Consider the following 22,846-nt stretch of genomic DNA (forward strand, 5'->3'; position numbering starts at 1 on the left):
GGCGTTGGGAGACGGCCGGAGCCGCTTCCAGCGCCCGGTTTACCAGCTGTACTTCACGCTGGTCATGACGGTGCGGCGCAGGCCCGGGTAGCAGGAGATCGGGCTGTCGCAGGTCGCGGCATATTCCTCGTCCAGCAGATTCTGGGCGTTCACCGACAGGGTCACGTTCCTGTTCAGCGGGTAGCTCACGCCGGCGTCGAACAGGGTGTAGTTGTCGACGTGGTAGGTGTTGGCGTTGTTGCCGTACAGCGAACCGGTGTAGCGCACGCCGCCACCGACGGAGAGACCGTCCACCACACCCTCGTGGAAGGTGTAATTCAGCCAGCCGTTGGCCATGTGCTCGGGCACGTTGGCCGGGCGGTTGCCCTCGTTGCCATCGTTGCTCTGGGTGATCTTGGCCTTGGTGTAGGTGTAGGAGGCGAGCAGGTCCCAGTTCTGATCCAGCTTGGCTTTCAGCTCCGCCTCGATGCCGCGCGAGCGTTGCTCGCCGGTAGGTTCGCTGAAGCCGGTGGGCACGCCGTTGGCGTTGAGCTGCGGAGTCAGGATGTTTTCCTTGGTGAGCTCGTAAGCCGCCAGGGTGATCAGCAGGGCGTCGTCGGGCTGGAACTTCACGCCCGCTTCGTACTGGTGGGCTTCGCTGGCCTTGAAGGCGCTGCCGTCGGAACTGATGCCGGTGTTGGGCACGAAGGACTCGGAGTAGCTGACGTAGGGTGCGAGGCCGAAGTCGGTCAGGTAGGTCAGGCCGACGCGGCCGGTGAAGGCGTTGTCCTTCTGCATGCTGTGGGCGCCGACGTGGTTGTCCAGGTCGTTGCGCACGTAGTCGTAGCGGCCGCCGGCGGTGAGGATCCAGTGGTCGTCGAACTTGACCTGGTCCTGCAGGTAGGCGCCGATCTGCTCGATGTTCTGGTCGTAGTCGATGGACTGGAGACTGGTGCTCTTGTTCGGACGCGGCACGTCCTGGCCGTACACCGGTTTATCCAGGTTCAACGGAGGGCCCAGGGTGCGCCAGCGGGCAATATTGGCGTCCTGCCAGCTGTAGTCCGCGCCCATCAGCAGGGTGTGTTTGATGGCGCCAGTGTTGAAGTCCGCCTGCAACTGGTTGTCGAGGTTGAGGGTGTCCATGTGCTGGTCGAAGCGGTCGGCGGTACGGATGATGTTCCGTCCGACCTGCAGTTGCGGCAGCAGGTTGTTGAAGATCAGGTCGACCTGGCCGTAGCGGGCGTTCTGGCGAAATTCCCAGATGTCATCGATGCGATGACGGAATTCGTAACCCAGGGTGTACTGGTCCTGGTCGAAGTGGTTGAAGCTGTGGTCGCCCAGCAGGGTCCCGGTGGGATGGCCGTTCACGCTGTAGTCGAAGATCGAGCCGGAGTTGCGGTCGCGCAGGAAGTCGGTGAGCACGGTCAGGCTGGTGTCTTCGTCCGGCGCCCAGGTGAAGGACGGGGCCATGTAGTAGCGGTCGTCCTCGATCTCGTGGCCGTCGTCGTACTCGGCCTGGGTGTTGGCGTCGCGCGCCAGGCCCACGACGCGGTAGAGGAACTGGTTCTGGTCGTCCAGCGCGCCGCCGAGGTCGAACTGGCCCTGCTTGCGGTCATGGTTGCCGCCGGTGAGCTGGACTTCGTTGATGTGGTTGGCGGTGGGCTTCTTGCTCACGCGGTTGACGATACCGCCCGCATCGCCCAGGCCGAACAGGCTGGAGGAGGGGCCACGGACCACGTCGATGCGCTCGAAGGCGTAAGGCTCGCTGCGAAAGAAGGCATAGTTGTTGTTCTGCTGGCGCAGGCCGTTGAGGTAGTCGCTGGTGGCCTGGGCGTTGAAACCGCGGATGTACATCCAGTCGAAGCCCTTGGGGTCCAGGCCGTAGGCCTCGACCTTCACGCCGGGCACGTAGCGCAGCGCTTCGGTTACCGTCTGGGCGCCCTGGGCGTCCATCTGCTTGCGGGTGACCACGGAGATCGACTGGGGGATTTCCAGCAGCGGCGTATCGGTCTTGCTGCCGCTGGTGGAGGTGCGTGGCACGTAGCTGTCCTCGCCTTCGACGCTGCCGGTGATGGTCTGCGCGGCCAGGCTCAGGGTGTCGCTCGCGCTCGCGTTGGCGCCGAGCAGGGTCACGCGGCTGCCTTCGACCTGGTATTTGATGCCGGTGCCTTGCAGCAGGTGCTCCAGTGCCTGGGTCGGCTCCATCTCGCCGCGCACGCTGGGGGCGCGCAGGTTTCGTACCTGGGTCTGGTTGAAGACGATCTGCAGGTTCGACTGCGTGCCCAGGCTGGTGAGGGCAGAGGCCAGGGATTGCGCCGGGATGTCGATACGAACCGGTGCGGCCTCCACCGCGCCGGCGGTCAGGAGCATGCCTAGGGCGGCGGCGCGGACCCGGCGGGCCAGGGGCTTCACTGGGTGCCGGGTTTGAAGCGTGGAGCGGGTGCGACTCACTTGAAGACTCCTATGATCGTGTAAGCAGGAATTCTTGTAATGGAATTTCTAATAAGAATGATTAAGCTTCATATGACGCATCGGTTGGAAAAAACCGGAAGACTTCGTTGAATTATTTTTTCCACCTGGCGCTTTCCCGGCCGAGACCGGGGTGGCCGCTCAAGGCACTGCCACGCCCGAGCTGCCACTGGGGGAGGTTGCGCGGTACTCCTCGATCTCCGTGATGCGTCCGGCGCCCATGCGCAACAGCCGGTCGGCGACGTCGAAATAGCGGTCGTCGTGGGAGATCACGATCAGCGTCTTGCCCTGGGCGCGCAGCTCGGGCAGCAGCTCGGTGTAGAAGATGCGGCGGAATTCCGGGTCCTGGTCCGCCGCCCATTCGTCGAACACCAGTACCGGGCGCTTCTCCAGCCAGGCCTGCACCAATGCCAGGCGCTTGCGCTGGCCGGTGGACAGGTCGGTGGTGGAGAATTCCTGGCCCTGCAGGCTGACCTTGTGGGCGATCTCCAGCCGCTCCAGATAGCGCGCCGCTTGCGCGGGAATGTCCTGACTGCCCTTGAGCAGGTCCTCGAAGAGGAAGTAGTCGGCGAAGATGGTGGTGAAGAGTTGCCGGTAATCGTCGCGGTTGCCGTCGCTCACCGGCTCGCCGTTGAGCAGCAATTCGCCTTCACGCGGGACATAGAGGCCGAGCAGCAGCTTGATCAGGGTGGTCTTGCCGCAGCCGTTCTCGCCGGCGATGAAGAGGATTTCGCCGCGATTCACCTTGAGGTTCAGTGGCCCTACGCCGAAGCCGCGCGTGCCGTCGTCGGTGGGGTAACGGTAGGCCAGGTCGCGCAGTTCCAGGGACTGGAAGTCCGGCATTGCGCGGCCATCGTCGGCCAGCAGCAGGTTCGGTTCCGGCGAGGAGAAGCGCACCGACAGCTCGGCGATGCGGCGGAACGCGACCTGTGCGCGGGTCACCACCGGCAGTTGGCCGATCAGACCCTCCAGCGGTCCCTTCATGTACAGCAGCACCAGGATGAAGCCCGACAGCGTCGCCTGGTCGGTGCTCGGCCACAGCGACTGGTAGGCCAGCACCACGCCGATGACGATGAAGAACAGCGTCGAGCCGAAGCCCTTGGCGACGTTGAACAGGTTGATCGAGCGCAGCTGGATGTCGCAGATCTCGTCGGCGGTGCCTTGCAGGCGCTCGCTGTAGTGCTGGAAGCGGCGCGGGCGGCTGATGCGCAGTTCCTTGGCGCCCTCGGCGATGGCGCGGTAGTGCTTCTGCAGTTCGTCTTCCTTGTCCCGCGCCTCGAAGAAGCCCTTGATGCCCTTGGCCCGTGCCACGTACTGGACGGCACTGCCGACGACGATGGCGACGGCCGTGGCGAGGAACATGGGGGGCGACAGCCAGGCCAGGTAGCCCAGGCAGCCCAGGGTGGTGGTCAGGGCGATGGCCAGGGGCGCGAAGGCGAAGGCGAAGTCGCTGATGGTGTCGATGTCGTGGGTCAGCACCGGGATCAGGCGGTGGCTGCGGTAACGCTCGATCTGCTCGATGGGCGCGGCGATGATCTTGCTGCCCAGGTCCTTGCGCAGGTTGGCGATGACGTGCTGGCCGACATAGTTGGTGCCACGGTCCGAGACGATCGAGCCGAGCAGGGCGAGGACGCACAGGCCCGCGAAGCCGAGCAGGAGCGCGGCGGGCATGCCGCCTTCGGTATGCAGGCCGTAGTTGATGGTAGCGAGCAGGGCGGTGATGGCGGCACCACCGAGAATCCCCAGCAGGGTGGCGATGGTCAGCGGTAGCCAATAGGGCCGCAGCAGGTTGAGCATTTCGCGGAAGGCGCTTGGAGCGGGAGTTTGCATCGTCTTTTCCTGGGCTCGGCCTGCCGGCGAGGCGGGCCGTAAAACGGGGCGAGACGGCGGCGCGAATCAGGAAATCATCGGCAAATCCGAATCGTTGCTATCAAGACGAATGAGCCCGGCGAAAACTGAAGAGAATTTGCGAAAAGTTCGCAAATAAGAAGGTGTATCCGAGTGGGGCGCCCCAGTATCGAGCTCAGTGGGCGCGGGCGCTGATCCTTGGTGCGGTCGGGAAAGGCAGATTCCGTCGCATTGGAGTTCGCGAGCAAGCTCGCTCCTACAGTTCGGGACCCGGGTGCTCCTTGCAGGAGCGAACCCGCACGGCACACCGCTACCCGACATGCCCGCATGGCGAGTATCAGAGCTGCACGTAGCGGCTGGCGAGAACCATGCGACCCTGGTTGTCCTTGCGCAGGTCCACCGGCAGCACCCTGGGCAGCGAATCCACCAGTGCCTGCAGATCGTCGGTACGGTAGATACCGCCGATGCGCATGGCGGCGACGGCAGCGTCGTCGAGGAGTACCGGTTGCCGGAGGTAGCGGTTGATCAGCGGGATGGCGGCCTGCAGGGGCAGGTCGTCGATCACCAGCTTGCCCTCGGTCCAGGCGATGGCGCCGGTTGGTGCGACCTGGGCCAGTTCGATGCGCGCGCTGCCCTTCAGGTAGCGCGCCTGCATCCCTGGGGTGAGCTGGGCGCTGTTGCCGTCGATGCTGTCGGGCGGGCTGACCACTACCGAACCTTCCAGCAGGGTGACCAGCGTCTGGTTCTGGTCGGTCCAGACGTTGAAGCGCGTGCCGGTGACTCGCACGCTGCCGTTGTCGGTCCAGACCGAGAAGGGCTGCAAGGTGTCGTGGGTGACGCGGAAGTAGGCTTCGCCACCGCTCTTGAGCCAGGCGCTGCGGCGGTCGCGGAAGTCAGCGAAGATCAGTTGCGAGTTGCTGTTGAGTTCCACCTTCGAGCCATCGGCCAGTTCGACCATCCGCGGCGTGGGCTGTGCCGCGTAGTAGCCGACGCGCGATGGCAGCAGCCCGGCCGACCATCCGGCCGACCAGGCCGCGCCGATGCTGACCAGCACGCCGGCGGCCACGGCGGCGATGCGCTTGCCGCTGCGTGGGCGGCGCTGGCTGCGAGCGCGACCAGGCATGGGGCTGATAGCGAGATTCGGCTGGATGTGCGGGGTCGGTGGCAGTCGTTCCGAGAGCTGCCAGATTTCCAGCATCGCCTGGTACTCCGCCTCGTGCCGAGGATCAGCCGCGCGCCAGCGTCCGAAGGCGGCGCGTTCCGCGTCGCTGCACTCGGCATCGTGCAGGCGCGCGCACCAGTGCGCAGCTTCGTCGCTGATACGGTCCTCGTCGAACGGGGCGGGGGAGTTGGTCATCAGGGGCTCGGTTCAGGCCGCGGTGCGGCCAATATCACACTTTTCTTTCGTGTTGATGCGAGTGATTATAAATAAGCCTGACTCGGACTGTCAGCAGGCGCCTACAGCCTCGACGGTTTTTCATAGGATGCCCACGGGGTGGAAAGCGCGTTCATCCGTTACTACAAGGAACTGTTCCTGTACCTGAATCGCAGCCTCGGTGATCGCCAGGCGGCTGCCGATGTCAGCCAGGAGGCCTTCCTGCGCCTGCTCGACCGCAAGGGCGAGGAGAATATCGAGCAACCGCGGGCGTTTCTCTATCGCACAGCGGTGAACCTCAGTATCGATCTGCACCGGCGCAGCCGCGTGCGGCGCAACCAGGACCTGGAGACCCTCGACCACGAAGGCGGCCTGGACGAGCGCTGCCCGCAGGAGGAGGCCTGCCGGCAGCAGCAGTTGCAGATGCTCCAGCGCGCCCTCGCGGAGCTGCCCGAAGCCTGTCGCCGCGCCTTCGTCCTGCGCAAGGTCGAGGGTTGCAGCCATGCCGAGATTGCCGAGCTCATGGGCATTTCCCGCGACATGGTGGAAAAGCACATCGTCAACGCGATGAAACATTGTCGGGCGCGCCTGAAGGCCTGGGGCGGACAGGACTGACAGCGGTTGTTGTTCGCCGGCGACTGCGTGTCGTCTCTGGTTCGCGAGCAAGCCCGCTCCTGCAGGGAGAGCCTGGCCGCTCTTTGTAGGAGCGAGCTTGCTCGCGAACCGCATTTACATACACAGACGCATGGCATGCGCCAGGATTTAGTCCCACGCGGCCTGCGCACGAATTTCTATCTCTGGCACCCGCTCGTCATTCTGAAATTTTAATGACTTAGTGAGAATCATTCTAAATTTCGCCAAGCCTGCCTCGTCTCTCCAGATAACGCGCTATCGACAGCGCAAATCATGGGCAACACGCAGGAACGGGTGCCGGACACGCACCCCAGGCAGGGCAAAGCAGTAAGCCGCCGACTCCGCGTCGTCATGCCCCACGGCCATCGCGACACAGGACATTGGCACCATGACCCAGATGATCACCCCGACCTATGACGTGCTCGGCGTCGGTTTCGGCCCCTCCAACCTGGCGCTGGCGATCGCCCTGCAGGAGCAGGCGCGGCGCGAGGGTCGCCACTACCACGCGCTGTTCCTCGACAGGCAGGCCGACTACCGCTGGCACGGCAACACCCTGGTGGCGCAGAGCGAGCTGCAGATTTCCTTCCTCAAGGACCTGGTAACGCTGCGCAATCCCACCAGCCCCTACAGCTTCGTCAACTACCTGCACGCCATGGGCCGGTTGATCGACTTCACCAACCTGGGCACCTTCTACCCGTGCCGCATGGAGTACAACGACTACCTGCGCTGGGTCAGCGAACAGTTCGCCGAGCAGCGCGTCTGCGGCGAGACGGTCAGACGCGTCGAGCCGGTGCAGGGCCCCGACGGCATCGAGCTGGTGAAAGTGATCTCGGCAGATGCCCACGGCCACGAACGCTTCCGCCTGGCCCGCAGCGTGGTGGTGAGCACCGGCGGCACGCCGCGCTTCCCCTCCGCCTTCAGCCACCTGCGTGACGACCCGCGCGTGTTCCACCACGCCCGCTACCTGGAATGCATGGCCCAGCAACGCTGCAACCAGAACGAGCCGATGCGCATTGCCGTGATCGGCGGCGGCCAGAGCGCCGCTGAGGCGTTCATCGACCTGAACGACAGCTACCCCTCGGTGCAGGTCGACATGGTCCTGCGCGCGGCGGTGCTCAAGCCGGCCGACGACAGCCCCTTCGTCAACGAAATCTTCGCCCCACGCTACACCGACCTGGTGTTCAACGAACCCAAGGCCGAGCGCGAGAAGCTCATCCAGGAGTTCCATAACACCAACTACTCGGTGGTGGACCTGGACCTGATCGAGCGCATCTACGGCATCTTCTATCGCCAGAAAGTGGCCGGGGTGGACCGCCACGCTTTCCTCTGCCGGCGCAACGTGGAAGTGGCCCGCGCCGATGCCGGCGGCATCGAGCTGACCCTGCGCGACAGCGCCACCGGCGCCGTGGAAACCCATCGCTACGACGCGGTGATCCTCGCCACCGGCTATGAGCGCAAGTCCCACCGTGAGCTGCTCGCGCCGTTGCAGGAGTACCTGGGCGACTTCGAAGTGGGCCGCGACTACCGCGTGCTGGCCGATGAGCGCCTGCACGCCGGCATCTACCTGCAGGGCTTCACCCAGGACAGCCACGGCCTGAGCGATACGCTGCTGTCGGTGCTGCCGATCCGCGCCCAGGAGATCGCCGCGTCGATGTTCGAACGCCTGCCGCCGCATGAAGCCGCGCACAAACCGTCACGCCCGCTGACCGCGGAAAGCGCTTGAGCCACGCGGCCCGGAAGAGATTTCTTCCGGGCCGACTAAATTCCGGCCGACCCTGCTCGTCATACGAGCGGGGTCGTTGCATTCACGAATGGGAACCCACCATGACGCCCGATTTTTCCCTGCCGCTGCCCGATGGCCGCAGACTCACCGCCGACCACGGCACCCAAAGCCTGACCCTGCTGCTGGACGGCCAGTCGCTGCTCACCGCGCAACGTGACGGCGAGTGCTGGCAGCTGACTTCCGCGCCGGCCGAGGAGGCACTCTGGGCGCTGGCGTACTGGACCTTCGCCAGCGATGCGCAGTGCGAGCGCGTGCAGTTCGCCGCTGCCGACGTTCCGGCCGAGGCTTTCGCACAAGGGCTGGTCAATCGCGATGAAGTCGGCGGGTGTCTGCAGATCGAGCGCGCGGCGTTCTGGCAACTGCCTGCTGCATGGCACAAGGGCGTGGCCAGCGCGGGCTACCCGCAGGTCTATCGCATGAGCAGCGGCCGTCGCCATCCACTGCGTGCGCCCAAGCCGCAGGGCGAGGTCTATCGACGCTTCGATGCGAAGCTGGGGCAATGGATATCCCTGCGCACCCTGGATATCGACCTGGACCTGGAGCGCTTCAACCGCTGGCAGAACAGCCCGCGCGTGCTGGAGTTCTGGCAGGAAGGCGGCACCCTGGAGCAGCACCGCGCCTACCTGGAAAAGGCCGCTGCGGACCCGCACACCACCACCCTGATCGGCTGCATCGACGACCAGCCCTTCGCCTACTACGAAGCCTACTGGGCCAAGGAAGACCGCATCGCGCCGTTCTACGAGGTGGGCGATCACGACCGTGGCATCCACATGCTGGTGGGCGAGGAAAGCCATCGCGGCCCGCACAAGGTGGAAAGCTGGATGACCGCCCTGGTGCACTACCTGCTGCTGGACGACCCGCGCACCCAGCGCATCGTCGCCGAGCCGCGCGCCGACAACGCCAGGATGATCGGCCACATGCAGCGCCTGGGCTTCTGGCGCGAGAAGGAATTCGATTTCCCGCACAAGCGCGCCGCGCTGATGGTGCAGAGCCGGGAAACCTTCTTCGAGCGTTGCGGCCTGTGCTGACGGCGATTCTCGGCGTGACTGAGGGCTGCCGGTGATCGCAGCCCTGGCGCCCCTGTATTTCGGCGAGTTCGCCAGCTACCGCGAGGTGCTGGTGACCCGCGACGATCCGCGACCCTCGATTCCCGCCCGCGCATTGCTGGAGCGGGAGATGCTCGACAGCGTGCTGCGCCGCTTCGACCCGCCGCACGCTGATGGCGACCGTCGCGCGCTGGCCTCGCAGTGGTCCAAGTGGTACCTGGTGCGGCTCATTCCTCCGGTGGTGGCCGCCGCGCTGGTATTGGGCCACACGCTGCCGCTGGCCTTCGATGACGTGGACGTGGTGCTCGACGCCCAGGGGATTCCACAAGCCTTCAAATTGCCGGGGGAGGGCGGGCCATTCGCCGCGCCGCCGGACGATCCGTTCCAGCGCTTTGCCCATCTGCTGGAAGATCACCTGCGACCCTTCGTGCACACGCTCGCCGCCGAAGTCCGTCTTTCTCCCAGGGTGTTGTGGAGCAACGCGGGCAACTACTTCGAATGGTTCATCGGCGAGATGGCCAAGCTGCCGCCGTTGGCGCCGATGCTGGGGCATGGTCGCGAACTGCTGGAGACCGAGCGCCGCCCGGATGGCACGCGCAATCCACTGTTCAAGCCGATCCAGTATGTCGAGGTGTCCTGCGCGCAGCGGCCGAATGGGCTGTGGCGGCAGCGGCGGACGTGCTGCATTCGCTACCGGCTGGGCAGTATCGGAAACTGCGACAACTGCCCGCTGATCGATGAGCCGCTGCCGGAAGCGAGCGACCTATGAGGCCAGCGTCTGCGGGCGCTCTGTTCGCGAGCAAGCTCGCTCCTACGAAAATCGCTCCAAAGCCAGGGCTGGACTGTAGGAGCGAGCTTGCTCGCGAACCGTACGGCACCGACGCAATGGTGTAGCCGCAGGCGCTGCGTTGGAACGACGCTGTAAGCGATGGGCCCGGAATACGCCGCAGGTGATTCAGCGGACAAGGTCCGCTCCGACGAAAAACGACTCGGTCAACTCAACGCAGATAACTGATCGGCGACCCGTCCACCGGGTTGCTCAGCACGCCCATGGGAATGCCGTAGATGTCTTCCAGCATTTCCCCGCGCATCAGCTCCGCCGGCGTACCCTGGGCCAGCAGGCGCCCGCCATGCAGGGCGATCAGGTGATCGCAATAGCGCGCCGCCATGTTGATGTCGTGCAGCACCACCAGCACGCCCAGGCCCAGCTCGCGGCTGAGTTCGTGGACGCGGGAGAGCACTTCCACCTGGTGGGCGATGTCCAGCGCCGAGGTCGGTTCGTCGAGCAGCAGGTAGCGGCTGTTCTGCGCCAGCAGCATGGCGAGCCAGACGCGCTGGCGTTCGCCGCCGGAGAGCAGGTCCACCGGGCGCTCGGCGAAGGCAAGGGTATCGGTCAGGTCCAGCGCGCGGTCGATCTGCTGGCGGTCTTTGCCGGTGATACGGCCCAGCGCGCCGTGCCACGGGTAGCGGCCGAAGGCGACCAGTTCGCGCACGGTCAGGCCGTCGGTCTGCGGCAGTTGCTGCGGCAGGTAGGCCACCTGGCGCGCGAAATCGCGGTTGCCCCAGTCCTGCAGCGGCTTGCCGTCCAGGCGGATGCTTCCGCCGCTGGCCTGTTGCTGGCGGGCCAGCAGCTTGAGCAGGGTGGATTTGCCCGAGCCGTTGTGGCCGATCAGGCCGATCATGTTGCCGTCGGCCAGCTTCAGACTCAGCGGTTGCAGGAGGGTGCGGCCGGGGACGCTGAAACTGACATTTTCCAGTTCGAACATGAGGTCATCCATCAGGGCGGCTGGGCCGGAAAAAGCGGGAGTCCGACTCTAATTCAATCGCTAATGGTTATCAATTTTGATCGCCTTGTGGAACCGCTGATCCGATTGCCTGTCCTTGTCGCAAAGCGCTTATGATTCAACGCTGTAATTGATCGAGTAGGGCCCATGGAGTCTGCTGTCGAACGCTACAAACGCCTGCTTGCCGAGGCCCTGGCGCGTTATTTTCCCCGTACCACCGAATACCTGCGCGCCGAACGCGAAGCGGCGCAGCCGCAGCCCCGTGGGCGCGGCAAGGCCAAGGGCAAAGCCAAGGCGCCGGCCAGGCGTGCCGCGAAGGCCAAAAAGGAGGGCGACGCGCAGCCGCCCAAGCGCCCACGAGCCCCCGCTGTCGCCGGCATCTACGGAACCGCCAAGACGCCGGATGAACAGCACGCACTCGACATGCGCCAGCGCGTGGCCCAGGCCGCCGCCCACGGTGTCATCAGCCTGCCGTCGGACGAGCAGTGGGCGATGATCCTCGCGCCCGATCCACTGACCCGCATCTTCGCCGGCGCCGGTTCCGGCAAGTCGACGACGCTGGTGCTGCGCGTCGTCTACATGCTCTGCCACCTGGGTGTCGAGGCTGAGCGGGTGACGGTGATTTCCTTCACCAATGCGTCCTGCGCCCAGCTGCGCGAGCAACTGGTGAAGGTGCTCGGCTACTGGGGCCATCCGTTCGACGCGGCACAGGCCCGCCAGTGCGTGCGCACCTTCCACTCGGCCATGGGCACCCTGGCCAAGGTGGCGCTGAAGAGCCCGCGCTGGTTCGAGCAACTGGACGAGCGCACCCCGGCCGATGAGCTGGATAACCCGCTGCTCGCCGGCCGCCTGCGTCCCGCGCAGCAGCGCCTGCTCAAGCAGGTCTACCAGCAGTGCTATGCCGAGCAGCACGAATTCCGCGTGCGGGTGCATCAACTGCTCGACCTGCCGGCACCACCCGAAGCCGGGGAAGACGGCAAGCCGCCACGCATCGGCAAGGCGCCTTTGGATGCCTTCAAGCTGGCCGGCGAGTTCATCGCGTTGCCGCTGTTCGAAGCCTTCTACGCCCAGGCCGGTTTCATCGAGAGCATCGGCCTGCGCATCGCTCGGTTGCAGCCATCGAGGCTCGGTTGCCCGGCGCGCGAGCGGCACTTCGTCGAGGCCCTGCAACTGTTCTGGGCGGGGTTCGAAAAGGTACTGCAGGAGCAGGGCCTGCTGACCTTCAACCTGGCCTTCCAACACCTCACCGACCAGCTCGGCGACGGCAAGCTGCCGGCCGAGGCCCTGGCGCCGTTCCAGCACCTGCTGATCGACGAGTTCCAGGATGTCTCGCCGCAGATCGTCCAGTGGCTGCAGGCGCTGCACCGTGACCTGGCCAAGCGTGGCGAGGCGGTCAGCCTGATGGCCATCGGCGACGACTGGCAGTCCATCTACGCCTGGCGCGGCAGCTCGCCGGAGCTGTTCATGGACTTCGACCGGCACTTCCCCAGCAAGGGCCGGCGCAAGAGCCGCGTGCTGCTGCTGGAGACCAACTACCGCAGCATCGACCCGGTGATCCGCGATGGCGAGCGGGTGCTGGTGGGGGTGGCGAACAAGCAGGCCAGGACCTGCCGCGCCTTCAAGTCAGCGGAGGCGGGCGATCACGGGGTGAAGCTGGTGCAGCGCTTCGATGCGCGCAACAACCTGCCGATCCTGCTTGCGGAAATCCGCCAGCAGTGCGAGCACGTTGCCGCGCGTGGATCGAAGGAGAAAACCGCCGTACTGCTGCTCAGCCGGCGCAACGAGACCCTGCAAAGCATTCTCGGCGAGCTGGATCGCAAGCTGCCGGTGAAGGGCATGACCATTCACCGCGCCAAGGGTTTGCAGGCGGAAGTGGCGATCATCGTCGACGATTGCGCGCCGCCGGAGAAACACCCGCTGCGCAGCGCGTTGTACGCGGCGTCGGGCTTCTTCGCCAGCAGCTACGACCAGGCCCAGCAGGACGAACAACTGCGCCTGGCCTACGTGGCGATCACCCGAGGCGTCAGCCGCGTGCTCTGGTTCACCCGCAAGGCCCAGGGGCCGACGGCGATCCTGGCCATGCGGCGCAGCGTGGAAAGCGCGCCGGTCCCGGCATGAGGATCAGTCGTCGCGGGTGAGGACTTCCAGCAGTTCGATCTCGAACAGCAGGTTGGAATTGGGCTGGATGTGCGCGCCCACCTGGCGCTCGCCGTAGGCCAGGTGCGCGGGCACGAACAGCTTGCGCTTGCCGCCGACTTTCATCCCCATCAGGCCGATGTCCCAGCCCTTGATCACCCGGCCGGTGCCGATCACGCACTGGAAGGGGCGGCCCTTGTCGTACGACGAGTCGAAGACGGTGCCGTCCTCCAGGGTGCCCTTGTACTGGGTGGTGATCAGGGCGCCCTTGACCACGGCCTTGCCGTCGCCGACGACGATATCTTCGATCTGCAGTTCGCTGCTCATGGCGTTCTCCGGTGATGCGGCTGCGGCATGACCGCCGCGAGGGCGTGGGTTTTCGCAGGAAAGCCCGGTATTTGCAAGCCGACCGAGGTGATCAGCCGATGGCCGTTTCCTCGAGAATCCATTCGCGGAAGGCTCTGACTCGCGGGTCGTCCGCGCTGGCCTGCGGATAGACCAGGTTGTATGCGTAGCCCTCGGCAACCTGCACACCCAACTCGAACGGCTGCACCAGCAGGCCCTGCTCCAGCTCGCGGGCGACCATGGCGTGATCGACCAGCCCGACCGCGCCGCCTTCCAGCACCGCCTGCACCACGTGGCTGGTGTCCTCGAAGGTGACGCAGCCGCTGGCGTCGAAATCCGCCACGCCGGCCGCCGCCATCCAGCGCGACCAGTCCGGCCAGGCTGCGCCCTCGGTCTCGCACACCACATGGCACAGGGTGTGGGCCAGCAGGTCGCGCGGCTCGCGCAAGGGCGGCCCCTCGCTCAGCAGGCTCGGGCAGCACACCGGCACTATCTGGGTATCGAACAGGCGCTCGGCCAGCAGGCCGGGATAGCGTCCGCTGCCGAAACGGATGGCCAGGTCGATGTCGTCCACGGCAAAGTCGCGCAGCTCGTCGCTGACGTCGAAGCTGAGCTTGAGCCCCGGATGCAGCGCGCGGAATTTGGGCAGGCGCGGCAGCAGCCAGTGGGTGGCGAAACGCGGGGTCAGCGAGACCCGCAACTGCCTGGACGTTCGCGCCAGTCGCCGCGCACGCACGGTGGCGCGGTGCAGCAGGCCAAGGGATTCCGCCGCCGCTTCCAGCAACAGCGCGCCCGCCGGGGTCAGTTGGATGCTGCGGCTGGTGCGCACGAACAGGCCGAGGCCGAGCTGGTCTTCCAGTTCCTTGATCTGGTAGCTGACCGCGGCCGGCGTCAGGCCGACCTCTTCGGCGGCGCGGGTGAAGTTCAGGTGGCGACCGGCTGCCTCGAAGGTGCGCAGGGAGCGGATGCCAGGAAAGGGGCGGCTCATCGATCTTCAAATCCTGTTTGATGATCCGTCGAGAAATACTCGTTTCTCCTGGCTTCGTCAAAGTTCGATAGTAAGCCAACTTGAAAATCATCGAGCAGAGGAAGCCCACGTCATGTCAGCCGCCATCCATCCCTACATCACCCAACGCAACGCCCAGCCGGCCAGCGCCGACGACCTTGCACCGCTGGCCTTCGCCGGTTACGCCCACTTCACCGCCATGCAGGTGCGCGACGGTGGTGTTCGCGGCCTGGACTTGCACCTGCAACGACTGCGCAACGCGTCCCAGCGTCTGTTCGGTCAGAGCCACTCCGACGAGGAGGTCCGTGCCGCCCTGCGCGCTGCGCTGGAGCAAGCACCGGCGGATGTTTCGCTGATGGCGACGGTGTACTCGCCCGCCGGCGAATTCACCGTCGCCGGCCCCGAGCACCGGCCCGAGTTGCTGGTGCGTACCGCGCCGCCCTCGGACGGCCCGCAGGGTCCGCTGGCCCTGGCCATCGCCAGCCATGAGCGGGTGCTGCCGGAACTCAAGCACGTCGGCGAGATCGCCAAGACCTGGTACCTGCGCGAGGCGGTCTCCGCGGGCTTCGACGACGCGGCATTCGTCGACCATCGCGGCCGCTTCAGTGAAGCAACCATCTGGAACCTGGCGTTCTGGGACGGCGAGACGGTGATCTGGCCGAAGGCGAAGATGCTTACCGGCACCACCATGGGCATTCTCCAGCGGCAACTGGAGCGCCTGGGCGTCCGCCAGGTCACACGCGGCATCGACCTTCAGGACCTGCCGGGCCTGACCGGCGCCGTGGTGATGAACTCCTGGACGCCGGGAGTGCCGGTGAACCGCATCGGCGATGTCGAGTTTCCTGCGGCGCCTGGTTTCGTCGAATTGCTGCACCGCGCCTTCGAGGCCGAGCCTTGGATCAAGCCCTGAGGAAGGTCTGCGGTTGGGCGGTTTGCGAGCAAGTTGGCTCCTGCCTGAAAGGCTTCGCCCCGGCGTTTGACCATGGTGGCCGGGCACTCCGGGCTTGACCGTGAAGCTGCCGATACGCGTGGTGTATCGGTGTACAACCGCGAACGGTTGTACGCCCTACGGTCTGTAACGGACCTTGCGCTGTGTTCAGACCCAACGCCGCACCCGGCGGCAATAGGCGTCGAAGTTCGCTCCGAAGCGGTGCCGCAGCGCGTGTTCTTCAGGACCGATCTGGAAACGGTTCATGTACAGCACGAAGGCAACCACTCCCAGCAAGGCAGGCAGGGAGGCGAGGGCGATGCTCCAGGCCAGCAGCACGATGGCGAAGCCTAGGTACATCGGGTTGCGCGTGTGGCGGTAGATGCCGGCGACTACCAGCGAGGATGCGGTTTCCGGTTTCAGCGGATTGACGGTGGTGCGTGCGCGGCGAAAGGACAGTACGCCGGCCAGGCATACCGCGATTCCGCCCAGCAGCACCAGTAGTGCCAGCCACACCCGGCCGCCGAATGGCGGCAGTGGGCGGGCCGGTAGCCACATCAATATGCCTAGGATTACCGCCACCAGAGGCGGGGGAATACGGTGTTCGAGCCATTCCATGCTGCATCTCCATGCTGTGCCGGGCCGCCCCGCAGCTGTCGGTGCGCAGGGCGTATAACGTTCGACGTTATACGCCGTTTCACCGTGGTCGCCGAGCACTTGGAAGCCAAGTATGGAGCCGCGATTTCGGGCGCTCCAGGCTTGATCGTGGAGCCGGTAATGAGCTCGGTGTATCGGCGTACAACCGCGAACGGCTGTACGCCCTGCGTTAGCGAATCAGGGTAACTGGCGCAGGCAACTGCCGAGAATGCAGGGCGGGGTTGGCAGCTGGAGGGCGCTGCGGGCGGCCTGCAGTTTCGAGTCCTCGTAGTGGCAGAGCATGAGGTGCGCGGTCAGCAGGCTGGAACAGATGACCAGCGCGATCAGCAGAGGAATGAATCGGGACATGGCATCGGCCTCGTCGACTAACCCCATGCTGCTCACGTTAGTCTCGGAAGGCCGGCCGCCAAATCGTCCGCTCGGACTAACCAAGGGTGGCCACACTGCGCAGGATCAGGCGCACCAGCATGGTCTGCCGGGTCACCCCGGTCTTGGAGAAGGTCGAGCGCAGGTGGGCACGCGCGGTGTTGCGGCTGATGCCCAGCTCGTCGGAGGCTTCGTCCAGGGTCAGGCCGTTGGCCAGCAGCATCGCCAGTTGCGCCTCGGCCGGGGTCAGGTCGAACAGTGCCTTGACGATCTCCTGGGGCGCGCGGGATTCCTGTTCCGGGTCGCTGACGAAGATCACCACCGAGGGGCAGTGCTTGCCTTCGTTCCACTCGCTCAGGGGGACCGAGCGCACGATGATGCCCAGGTCCGAGCGTCCGGACGGGCGCTGCACCCGCATGGCCTCGACCACCGAGGGCTGCGAGCCTTTCTGCGACTGCAGGGCCTGCTTCACCAGCCGGCGGAACTCCTGGCAGTCGCGCGGGGTGCCGACCTGCAGGTTGTCGCCGCTGATCTTCAGCCCGTCCTTCTCGCGCAGCAGGTTCTCGGCCACCTGGTTGGTCTGCAGGATCTTGCCGGTCTCGTCGAGGATGATGGTGCCGACGGCGAACTGGTCCACCGCGCCGGCGTAGAGGTTGCGTTCGGTTTCGATGCGGTTGATCTGCGTGTGCAGCATCACCGAGCGTTCCAGGTGCGGTACGAAATACGCCAGCAGGGCCTTGTCGTTCTCGGTGAAACCGGGGGACTCGACACCACGGCTGACGCGGATGCGGCACAGGGCGCCATCGCTGGTGCGGATGTCGGCGCCGAGAATGTGGAACACCCCCACCGGCTCGAGGAAATTGCGGTAGAACTCCGAGGTCAACCACTCTTCGCGGGAGACGAATTCATCCAGGATCACCACCTGGCCGCTGGGCAGATCGACGAAGGGATCGAGGTTGAAATAGTACTGGTTGTACGACGCCACCACTTCGGCCGAACTGCCGTTGGTGTTGACCATCAGCCCTTCGTTCTGGTCACTGGGCGGACGCAGGATGAAGGTGACGTACTTGGCGTCGAGGAACTGGTTGAGCTGGTTGAGAAAGGATTGCCACGGCGTGGACTCCATCGGGCCCTGGTAGAGATTGCCGAGCATCCCGCTGAACTGGTCGAGCGAAAGCGAGTGTGCCATTGGTAAACCATTTCTTATTTTTGTAGTAGGAAAACGCCGACAAGATTGAATCGGCGTTTTCCGCAGAAGGCAATCCGTCCTGCAAGGCAGGGGACGGGTGGATCAGGCCGGCTCGGCCTGCGCGGCGCGCACGATGAAGTCCTTGCGCTCATCCAGGTTCGCGGGCAGTTCGGCAACGTTGGTATAGAACTGCTCGTACCACTTGCGCAATTGGTACACCGGGCCGTCGCCGTCGCACAGCAGCGGGTTGTCGACGCGGGTCTTGGTGTGCCAGATCGCCACGTCCTCATAGAACGCCAGGCGCGCCTGCTCGACATAGGCCTGGGCCATGGCGCGGTTTTCCTCGGCGGACAGCCCCGGCACCTTCTTCACCAGCACGCCGTAGCGCAGGGTGAAGCTGTTCTGGTCGATCGGTACGTGGCAGTTGAGCAGGATCGAATGGATCGGCTGGCCGCCCATGGCACCGGTCATCTCGGTGATCTGGTAGGCCGGGCCGTAATAGGTGGCCACGGTGGTCAGTTCGCTGTCGCCGGACAGGCGGGCGCTGCGGCCGCGCATCACCTGGGTGGCGGTGTGCGCTTCGAAGTGGTTGCTGAACTCGTCGATGGGCGCGCCGTGGACGCTCTTGAAGTGCGCCATGTCGGAGACGTTGTCCACCAGTTCGCGGCAGTTGGTGTCGATCTTGATGTCAGCCACTTCCCACTCGGCCCATGCGTCGTCGTAGCAGGCGTCGATGCGCGGGATCGCCTGGCTGGCGATGGGCGGATTGCCTTCGGGGTCGTTCCAGACGAACAGCAGGTGGTTCTGCTCCATCACCGGCCATGACTTGATCTTCGCCCGCGGCGGGATGCGCTTGGCGTACGGGATGTCGTCGCACACACCGTCGGCGCCCCAACGCCATTCGTGGAACGGGCAGCGCAGGCTGTTGCCTTCCACGCAGCCTTCGCTGAGATCAGCGCCCATGTGCGGGCAGTAGCCGTCGAGGATGTTCAGTTGGCCATCCTCGCCCTGGAAGGCCACCAGGCGGGTGCCGAAGACATCCAGGCGGTGGGCCTTGCCGTCGCGGTACTGGCTGGCCAGCCCCAGGCAGTGCCAGCCGCGCGCGTAGCGGTCTTCCACTGGGCGGGCTTCGATTCGGTGCAGCGTGCTCATCTTATTGTTCTCCCATCAGATGCCGCAGGCAGGGGGTGGGTGGCGGCAAGGGCCTGGTTGGGATTCTGCAAGCCAGGGCGGTAACGGCATCGTCTGAATGGACGATGGCCGGGAAACAGGGGATCGATTTACTGCCCGCACAACGACAAGACGCGGGATTTCTCGATGATCCGCATACCCGATGAGATCACCCTCGATGCCGAGCCCATCGATACGGTGATACAGGCCCTGGCGGGGCTCTACCTGCCGTCCGACGCCGAGCGTGGCCTGGGCCTGGCCCAACGGAGTGCCCGTTGATGCGCGCAGTGATCATTCAACGTGTCGGCGGCGCCGAAGTTCTGCAACTGGCCGAGGTCGACACGCCACGCCCGGGCCCCGGCGAAGTGCTGGTGCGGGTGCGCTATGCCGGGGTCAACCCGGCCGACTGGAAATGCCGCGAGGGCTATCTCGCCGGTTTCTTCGAATACCGCTTCCCGTTGGTGCTGGGCTTCGACCTGTCCGGCACGGTCGCCGAGGTGGGCGAGGGCGTGGACGACCTGCCGGTCGGCACCCCGGTGTTCGCCCAGAGCGACATTGGCGCCGGCAAGTGGGGCTCCTACGCGGAATACGCCTGCGTCTCCCGCGCCTCCGTGGTGCGCATGCCGCAGGCGCTGGACTTCGCCGCCGCCGCCGCGGTCCCGACCCCGGCCCTGGCCGCCTGGGCTGGACTGTTCGACGAGGGTGGTCTGCAAGCCGGCCAGCACGTGCTGGTGCACGGCGGCGGCAGTGCGGTGGGCGGTTTCGCCATCCAGCTCGCCCGGCACGCCGGCGCGCGGGTCGCCACCACCTGCAGCGCCGACAACCGTGACTACGTCGCCGCGCTGGGCGCCGAGTGCGCCATCGACTACCGCCGAGACGATATCGGCGCGGTACTGCGGGACTGGTCCGCCGAAGGCGTCGACCTGGTGCTCGACTGCATCGGCGGCGGAAGTCTGCCCGATCCGCTGGGACTGCTGCGCAGGAACGGCATCCTCGTCTCGATTCTCACCCTGGCGCCGGGCGATGCCGCGCCGGACCCGGCCGTGGCCGAGCGCCTGGGTGTACGCATCGCAGTGGCCTACAGCCGCATGCCCAGCGGCGCCACCCTGCAACGGGTAGCCGACCTGCTGGCCAGCGGCGCGCTGCTGCCGCCGCGCCTGGAACAGTTGCCGCTGGCCGACGTGGCCTTGGCCCATACACGCCTGCAGCAGGGCCTGGCCCGGACCAAGCAGGTCCTGCGGGTAACGACGGACTGACCCAAGAGGAATGACCATGAGCGTTCGACAAGGCCAAGTGGCTGTGATCACCGGTGCCGCCAGCGGCATCGGCCGGGGGCTGGCGGAGCACGCGGCGAAACTGGGCCTGCGCCTGGTGCTGGCCGACCGCGACCAGGCCGGACTGGACGACCTGGCCGGCGAGCTACGCGCCAGTGGCTGCGAGGTGCTCGCGCGGGTAACCGACGTGGCCAGCGAGGCTGACCTTGCGGCCCTGCGCGACGCCGCGCTGGCGCAGTTCGGCGGTGTCGACCTGCTGTTCAACAACGCCGGCGTGATGCAGACCGGCGCCAGCTGGGAGCTGAGTGCGGCGCAATGGCAGCGCATGCTCGACATCAATCTGGTGGGCGTGATCAACGGCCTGCGGGTCTTCATGCCGACCCTGCTGGCCCAGGGCCGTCCGGCCCACGTGATCAATACCGCATCGCTCGCCGGCCTGCTCACCAGCCCGTTCCTGGCCGCCTATACGGTGACCAAGCAGGCCCTGGTGGCGCTCTCCGAAGTGCTGCATCACGAAATGCTCGCCCTCGGCTCCCCGGTCGGTGTCTCGGTGCTCTGCCCGGGGCCGGTGGCCAGCCGCATCATGGCCTCCGACCAGGCGGGAGAGGGCGCCGGCGCGGCGCTGGGCGCCGTGCTGGAACAGAGCATCCGCCAGGGCATGCCGGCGGATGAGCTGGCGCAGATCGTGTTCCAGGCGATCGACCAGAAGCGCTTCTGGATCCTGCCGCACCCCGACTTCAAGCCTGCGCTGCAGGCACGCACGCAAAGCATTCTCGACGAGACCAATCCGGTCTTCCTGATGGCCGACGTTTAAAAGGAGTGACCATGGCCCTCGATCCCCATATGCAGGCTCTGCTCGACCAGTTCGCCGGCGCCTTCGCCCTGGACTTCGACACCCTCGATGCCACCACCTACCGCAGCTTCGCCGACCAGGGCCTGGCCGGCGAACCCGTTGCCCTGGCCGAGGTGCGCGAACTGCGCCTGGCCGATGACCTGCCGGCGCGGCTGTACCGCCCGAGCGCCGAGGCCGGTCTGCCGCTGCTGGTGTTCTTCCATGGTGGCGGCTTCGTCGCCGGCACCATTGACACCCATGACGACCTCTGCCGTCGCCTGGCCCAGGCCACTGGCGCGGCAGTCGCCTCGGTGGGCTACCGTCTGGCACCGGAAACCCGCTTCCCGGGTCCGGCGGAAGACTGCTTCCGCGCCACCTGCGAGCTGGTCGAGCGCGCCGCCGAACTGGGCGCCGATGCCTCGCGCCTGGCCCTGGCCGGCGACAGCGCCGGCGGCAACCTCTCCATTGCCGCCGCGCGCCTGCTCAACCAGCGCGGCGGGCCGCGCCCGAGCGCGCTGTGCCTGTTCTACCCGGTGACCGACCAGAGCTGCGGCAGCGCCTCCTACCGCGAATTCGCCAAAGGTTACTTCCTCGAAGCCTCGATGATGCATTGGTTCTGGCGCCAGTACCTGGGCCAGTGGCCCGCGCCGCTGGACGTCCTGGCCTCGCCGCTGCACGCCGCCGATCTCGGCAGCCTGCCGCCGACCCTGCTGATGAGCGCCGAATACGACCCGCTGCGCGACGAGGGCGAAGCCTTCGCCGAGCGCGCCCGCGCCGCTGGCGCCGAAGTCGCCCTGGTACGCGCCGAGGGCATGATCCACGGTTTTGCCAGCTTCGCGCCCTTTGCCCCGCGCGCCGCCGCCTACCTCGCGGAAGCGGCGGCCTGGCTGCGCGGCAACCTGTCCTGAGGAGACCGACATGACGCTGGACAGTCCACTGCACCTGATCGAAGCCCTGCGTCGCGGCCAGCCGGTGGTGCTGGTCGACGGCGAGGATGATGGCGGCGACGGCATGCTGCTGCAGGCCGCCGAGTTCATCGACGACGCAGCGCTGAACTTCTTCGCCCGCGAGGCGCGCGGGCTGATCTGCCTGGCGCTGACCGACGAGCGCTGCCAGGAACTCGGTCTGAAGCCGATGACCGACAACCCGCGTGGCGAAGGCAAGGGGTTCATGGTCTCCATCGAGGCCACGCAAGGCATCACCACCGGCATCTCCGCCGCCGATCGCGCACGCACCGTGCAGGTCGCGGTGGACCCGGCCAGCGGCCCGGCGGACCTGGTCAGCCCCGGTCACGTCTTCCCGCTGCGGGCGCTGCCTGGTGGGGTGATGAGCCGCGCCGGTCACGCCGAGGCGGCCTGTGACCTGGCCCGCCTGGCCGGCTTGCAACCGGCGGCGCTGCTCGCCGGGATCCTCGACGAGGAGGGCGAGAACGCCCGTGGCGAAACCCTGCGCGCCTTTGCCCGGCAGCATGACCTGCGCATCGGCGGCATCGCCGAGTTGATCCACCACCGTATTCTCCATGAGGGCACCATCGCCCGCAGTGGCGAATACCGCATCGACACCCGCCACGGCCCGTTCCGCGTGTGCGCCTACCACGACGCCTTCAAGGATGTGGTGCACCTGGCGCTGGTGCGCGGCGAGGTGAATCCGGCGCAGCCGGTGCTGGTGCGCGTGCAGGCGGTGGAGACCTTCCGTGACCTGCTGGCCGGCGAGCCGCCGCGCGGGCCGCAGCAATGGAGCCTGGACCGTTCCCTGGCGCGGATCGCCGCCGAAGGCAGCGGCGTGCTGGTCCTGCTGGCGCAGCAGGAAAGCGCCGCCGCCATACTCGACCAGCTGGCCCATGGGCCGCGCCTGCAGGCGCCGAACTTCCCTCAGCGTACACTCGGCGTCGGCGCGCAGATCCTGCGCGACCTGGGCGTGCACCAGATGCGCCTGATGAGCTTCCCGGCGCCCTACAAGGCTGTGTCCGGCTTCGATCTGGAAGTCGTCGAGTTCGTCCCCTTCACCCCGGCCCAGGAGGCTTGAG

Annotated in this window: 21 protein-coding genes; 11 read left to right on the forward strand and 10 right to left on the reverse strand. The window is 66.2% G+C overall.

Annotated features, from left to right (window positions below):
• Positions 1-39 precede the first annotated feature (39 nt).
• The 3 genes from SD196_RS11745 to SD196_RS11755 form a co-directional block, all read right to left on the reverse strand.
• Positions 40-2,430, reverse strand: a complete 2,391-nt coding sequence (locus SD196_RS11745; RefSeq protein ID WP_416311498.1) for a TonB-dependent siderophore receptor — start codon at positions 2,428-2,430, stop codon at positions 40-42.
• Positions 2,431-2,589: 159 nt separating this feature from the next.
• Positions 2,590-4,278, reverse strand: a complete 1,689-nt coding sequence (locus SD196_RS11750) for a cyclic peptide export ABC transporter (RefSeq protein WP_416311499.1) — start codon at positions 4,276-4,278, stop codon at positions 2,590-2,592.
• Positions 4,279-4,633: 355 nt separating this feature from the next.
• The gene (locus SD196_RS11755; RefSeq protein WP_416311500.1) at positions 4,634-5,653 is read right to left on the reverse strand and encodes a FecR family protein; all 1,020 of its coding nucleotides are present in this window, start codon (positions 5,651-5,653) and stop codon (positions 4,634-4,636) included.
• Positions 5,654-5,791: 138 nt separating this feature from the next.
• Between SD196_RS11755 and SD196_RS11760 the strand changes: the two genes are divergently transcribed.
• The 4 genes from SD196_RS11760 (at position 5,792) to fhuF (ending at position 9,902) form a co-directional block, all read left to right on the forward strand.
• Positions 5,792-6,286, forward strand: coding sequence for a sigma-70 family RNA polymerase sigma factor (locus SD196_RS11760; protein ID WP_275607468.1), 495 nt, complete (start codon positions 5,792-5,794; stop codon positions 6,284-6,286).
• 406 nt (positions 6,287-6,692) lie between these two features.
• The gene (locus tag SD196_RS11765; protein WP_275607467.1) at positions 6,693-8,027 is read left to right on the forward strand and encodes a lysine N(6)-hydroxylase/L-ornithine N(5)-oxygenase family protein; all 1,335 of its coding nucleotides are present in this window, start codon (positions 6,693-6,695) and stop codon (positions 8,025-8,027) included.
• A gap of 101 nt (positions 8,028-8,128) precedes the next feature.
• Positions 8,129-9,115 carry a GNAT family N-acetyltransferase gene (locus tag SD196_RS11770; RefSeq protein ID WP_275607466.1) on the forward strand — a complete coding sequence of 329 codons (987 nt, stop codon included), beginning with the start codon at positions 8,129-8,131 and terminating at the stop codon, positions 9,113-9,115.
• 31 nt (positions 9,116-9,146) lie between these two features.
• Entirely contained in the window at positions 9,147-9,902 is a 756-nt protein-coding gene (gene fhuF / locus SD196_RS11775; RefSeq protein WP_331314377.1) for a siderophore-iron reductase FhuF, read from the forward strand.
• A gap of 229 nt (positions 9,903-10,131) precedes the next feature.
• Here the strand turns inward: fhuF and SD196_RS11780 are convergent, their stop codons facing one another.
• Complete coding sequence (locus SD196_RS11780; protein WP_370601393.1) at positions 10,132-10,899, reverse strand: ATP-binding cassette domain-containing protein; 768 nt, start codon at positions 10,897-10,899, stop codon at positions 10,132-10,134.
• A gap of 165 nt (positions 10,900-11,064) precedes the next feature.
• Between SD196_RS11780 and SD196_RS11785 the strand changes: the two genes are divergently transcribed.
• Positions 11,065-13,035 (forward strand): UvrD-helicase domain-containing protein, encoded by a 1,971-nt coding sequence (locus SD196_RS11785; RefSeq protein ID WP_416311501.1) that lies wholly within the window; start codon positions 11,065-11,067, stop codon positions 13,033-13,035.
• A 3-nt stretch (positions 13,036-13,038) separates the two neighbouring features.
• Here the strand turns inward: SD196_RS11785 and SD196_RS11790 are convergent, their stop codons facing one another.
• Positions 13,039-13,380 carry an FKBP-type peptidyl-prolyl cis-trans isomerase gene (locus SD196_RS11790; protein ID WP_207883299.1) on the reverse strand — a complete coding sequence of 114 codons (342 nt, stop codon included), beginning with the start codon at positions 13,378-13,380 and terminating at the stop codon, positions 13,039-13,041.
• 91 nt (positions 13,381-13,471) lie between these two features.
• On the reverse strand, positions 13,472-14,386 hold the full coding sequence (locus SD196_RS11795) for a LysR substrate-binding domain-containing protein (protein WP_416311502.1): 915 nt from the start codon (positions 14,384-14,386) through the stop codon (positions 13,472-13,474).
• A 112-nt stretch (positions 14,387-14,498) separates the two neighbouring features.
• Here SD196_RS11795 and SD196_RS11800 point away from each other — a divergent pair, with 112 nt between their 5' ends.
• Positions 14,499-15,314, forward strand: a complete 816-nt coding sequence (locus SD196_RS11800) for an aminotransferase class IV family protein (protein WP_275607461.1) — start codon at positions 14,499-14,501, stop codon at positions 15,312-15,314.
• Positions 15,315-15,500: 186 nt separating this feature from the next.
• Here SD196_RS11800 and SD196_RS11805 read toward each other — a convergent pair whose 3' ends face one another.
• The 4 genes from SD196_RS11805 to SD196_RS11820 all read right to left on the reverse strand — a co-directional run bounded on the left by SD196_RS11805 (position 15,501) and on the right by SD196_RS11820 (position 18,696).
• Positions 15,501-15,950, reverse strand: coding sequence for a methyltransferase family protein (locus tag SD196_RS11805; protein ID WP_275607460.1), 450 nt, complete (start codon positions 15,948-15,950; stop codon positions 15,501-15,503).
• A 216-nt stretch (positions 15,951-16,166) separates the two neighbouring features.
• Positions 16,167-16,337 carry a hypothetical protein gene (locus SD196_RS11810; RefSeq protein ID WP_331314395.1) on the reverse strand — a complete coding sequence of 57 codons (171 nt, stop codon included), beginning with the start codon at positions 16,335-16,337 and terminating at the stop codon, positions 16,167-16,169.
• A 76-nt stretch (positions 16,338-16,413) separates the two neighbouring features.
• Entirely contained in the window at positions 16,414-17,544 is a 1,131-nt protein-coding gene (locus SD196_RS11815; protein WP_275607458.1) for a helix-turn-helix transcriptional regulator, read from the reverse strand.
• Between the two features lie 102 nt (positions 17,545-17,646).
• A complete protein-coding gene (locus tag SD196_RS11820) occupies positions 17,647-18,696 on the reverse strand; it encodes a Rieske 2Fe-2S domain-containing protein (RefSeq protein WP_275607457.1) in 1,050 nt (349 codons plus the stop codon).
• Positions 18,697-18,861: 165 nt separating this feature from the next.
• On the opposite strand from SD196_RS11820, the gene SD196_RS11825 reads away from it, so the two are divergent.
• Genes SD196_RS11825 through SD196_RS11845 form a run of 5 tightly spaced genes read left to right on the forward strand, consistent with a single transcriptional unit; the run spans position 18,862 to position 22,845 of the window.
• On the forward strand, positions 18,862-18,993 hold the full coding sequence (locus SD196_RS11825) for a hypothetical protein (protein WP_275607456.1): 132 nt from the start codon (positions 18,862-18,864) through the stop codon (positions 18,991-18,993).
• Positions 18,993-19,970: an NADP-dependent oxidoreductase gene (locus SD196_RS11830; RefSeq protein WP_416311503.1), complete on the forward strand. Its 978-nt coding sequence runs from the start codon at positions 18,993-18,995 to the stop codon at positions 19,968-19,970. Before SD196_RS11825 ends, SD196_RS11830 begins: the two co-directional genes overlap by 1 nt.
• A gap of 16 nt (positions 19,971-19,986) precedes the next feature.
• A complete protein-coding gene (locus SD196_RS11835; protein ID WP_416311504.1) occupies positions 19,987-20,802 on the forward strand; it encodes an SDR family NAD(P)-dependent oxidoreductase in 816 nt (271 codons plus the stop codon).
• A gap of 11 nt (positions 20,803-20,813) precedes the next feature.
• Positions 20,814-21,728 (forward strand): alpha/beta hydrolase, encoded by a 915-nt coding sequence (locus SD196_RS11840; RefSeq protein ID WP_416311505.1) that lies wholly within the window; start codon positions 20,814-20,816, stop codon positions 21,726-21,728.
• A 10-nt stretch (positions 21,729-21,738) separates the two neighbouring features.
• On the forward strand, positions 21,739-22,845 hold the full coding sequence (locus SD196_RS11845) for a 3,4-dihydroxy-2-butanone-4-phosphate synthase (protein WP_275607452.1): 1,107 nt from the start codon (positions 21,739-21,741) through the stop codon (positions 22,843-22,845).
• Position 22,846 lies beyond the last annotated feature (1 nt).

The organism is Pseudomonas macauensis (genome assembly GCF_047902425.1).
Classification (GTDB): Bacteria; Pseudomonadota; Gammaproteobacteria; order Pseudomonadales; family Pseudomonadaceae; genus Pseudomonas.

Bases quoted from the DNA above. Each gene is read 5' to 3' on its own strand.
- SD196_RS11830 (WP_416311503.1), top strand. From the start codon at position 18,993: ATGCGCGCAGTGATCATTCAACGTGTCGGCGGCGCCGAAGTTCTGCAA.
- SD196_RS11820 (WP_275607457.1), bottom strand. From the start codon at position 18,696: ATGAGCACGCTGCACCGAATCGAAGCCCGCCCAGTGGAAGACCGCTAC.
- SD196_RS11785 (WP_416311501.1), top strand. From the start codon at position 11,065: ATGGAGTCTGCTGTCGAACGCTACAAACGCCTGCTTGCCGAGGCCCTG.
- SD196_RS11750 (WP_416311499.1), bottom strand. From the start codon at position 4,278: ATGCAAACTCCCGCTCCAAGCGCCTTCCGCGAAATGCTCAACCTGCTG.
- SD196_RS11770 (WP_275607466.1), top strand. From the start codon at position 8,129: ATGACGCCCGATTTTTCCCTGCCGCTGCCCGATGGCCGCAGACTCACC.
- SD196_RS11810 (WP_331314395.1), bottom strand. From the start codon at position 16,337: ATGTCCCGATTCATTCCTCTGCTGATCGCGCTGGTCATCTGTTCCAGC.
- SD196_RS11765 (WP_275607467.1), top strand. From the start codon at position 6,693: ATGACCCAGATGATCACCCCGACCTATGACGTGCTCGGCGTCGGTTTC.
- SD196_RS11795 (WP_416311502.1), bottom strand. From the start codon at position 14,386: ATGAGCCGCCCCTTTCCTGGCATCCGCTCCCTGCGCACCTTCGAGGCA.
- SD196_RS11755 (WP_416311500.1), bottom strand. From the start codon at position 5,653: ATGACCAACTCCCCCGCCCCGTTCGACGAGGACCGTATCAGCGACGAA.
- SD196_RS11835 (WP_416311504.1), top strand. From the start codon at position 19,987: ATGAGCGTTCGACAAGGCCAAGTGGCTGTGATCACCGGTGCCGCCAGC.
- SD196_RS11800 (WP_275607461.1), top strand. From the start codon at position 14,499: ATGTCAGCCGCCATCCATCCCTACATCACCCAACGCAACGCCCAGCCG.
- SD196_RS11780 (WP_370601393.1), bottom strand. From the start codon at position 10,899: ATGTTCGAACTGGAAAATGTCAGTTTCAGCGTCCCCGGCCGCACCCTC.
- SD196_RS11845 (WP_275607452.1), top strand. From the start codon at position 21,739: ATGACGCTGGACAGTCCACTGCACCTGATCGAAGCCCTGCGTCGCGGC.
- SD196_RS11790 (WP_207883299.1), bottom strand. From the start codon at position 13,380: ATGAGCAGCGAACTGCAGATCGAAGATATCGTCGTCGGCGACGGCAAG.
- SD196_RS11840 (WP_416311505.1), top strand. From the start codon at position 20,814: ATGGCCCTCGATCCCCATATGCAGGCTCTGCTCGACCAGTTCGCCGGC.
- SD196_RS11825 (WP_275607456.1), top strand. From the start codon at position 18,862: ATGATCCGCATACCCGATGAGATCACCCTCGATGCCGAGCCCATCGAT.
- SD196_RS11815 (WP_275607458.1), bottom strand. From the start codon at position 17,544: ATGGCACACTCGCTTTCGCTCGACCAGTTCAGCGGGATGCTCGGCAAT.
- SD196_RS11805 (WP_275607460.1), bottom strand. From the start codon at position 15,950: ATGGAATGGCTCGAACACCGTATTCCCCCGCCTCTGGTGGCGGTAATC.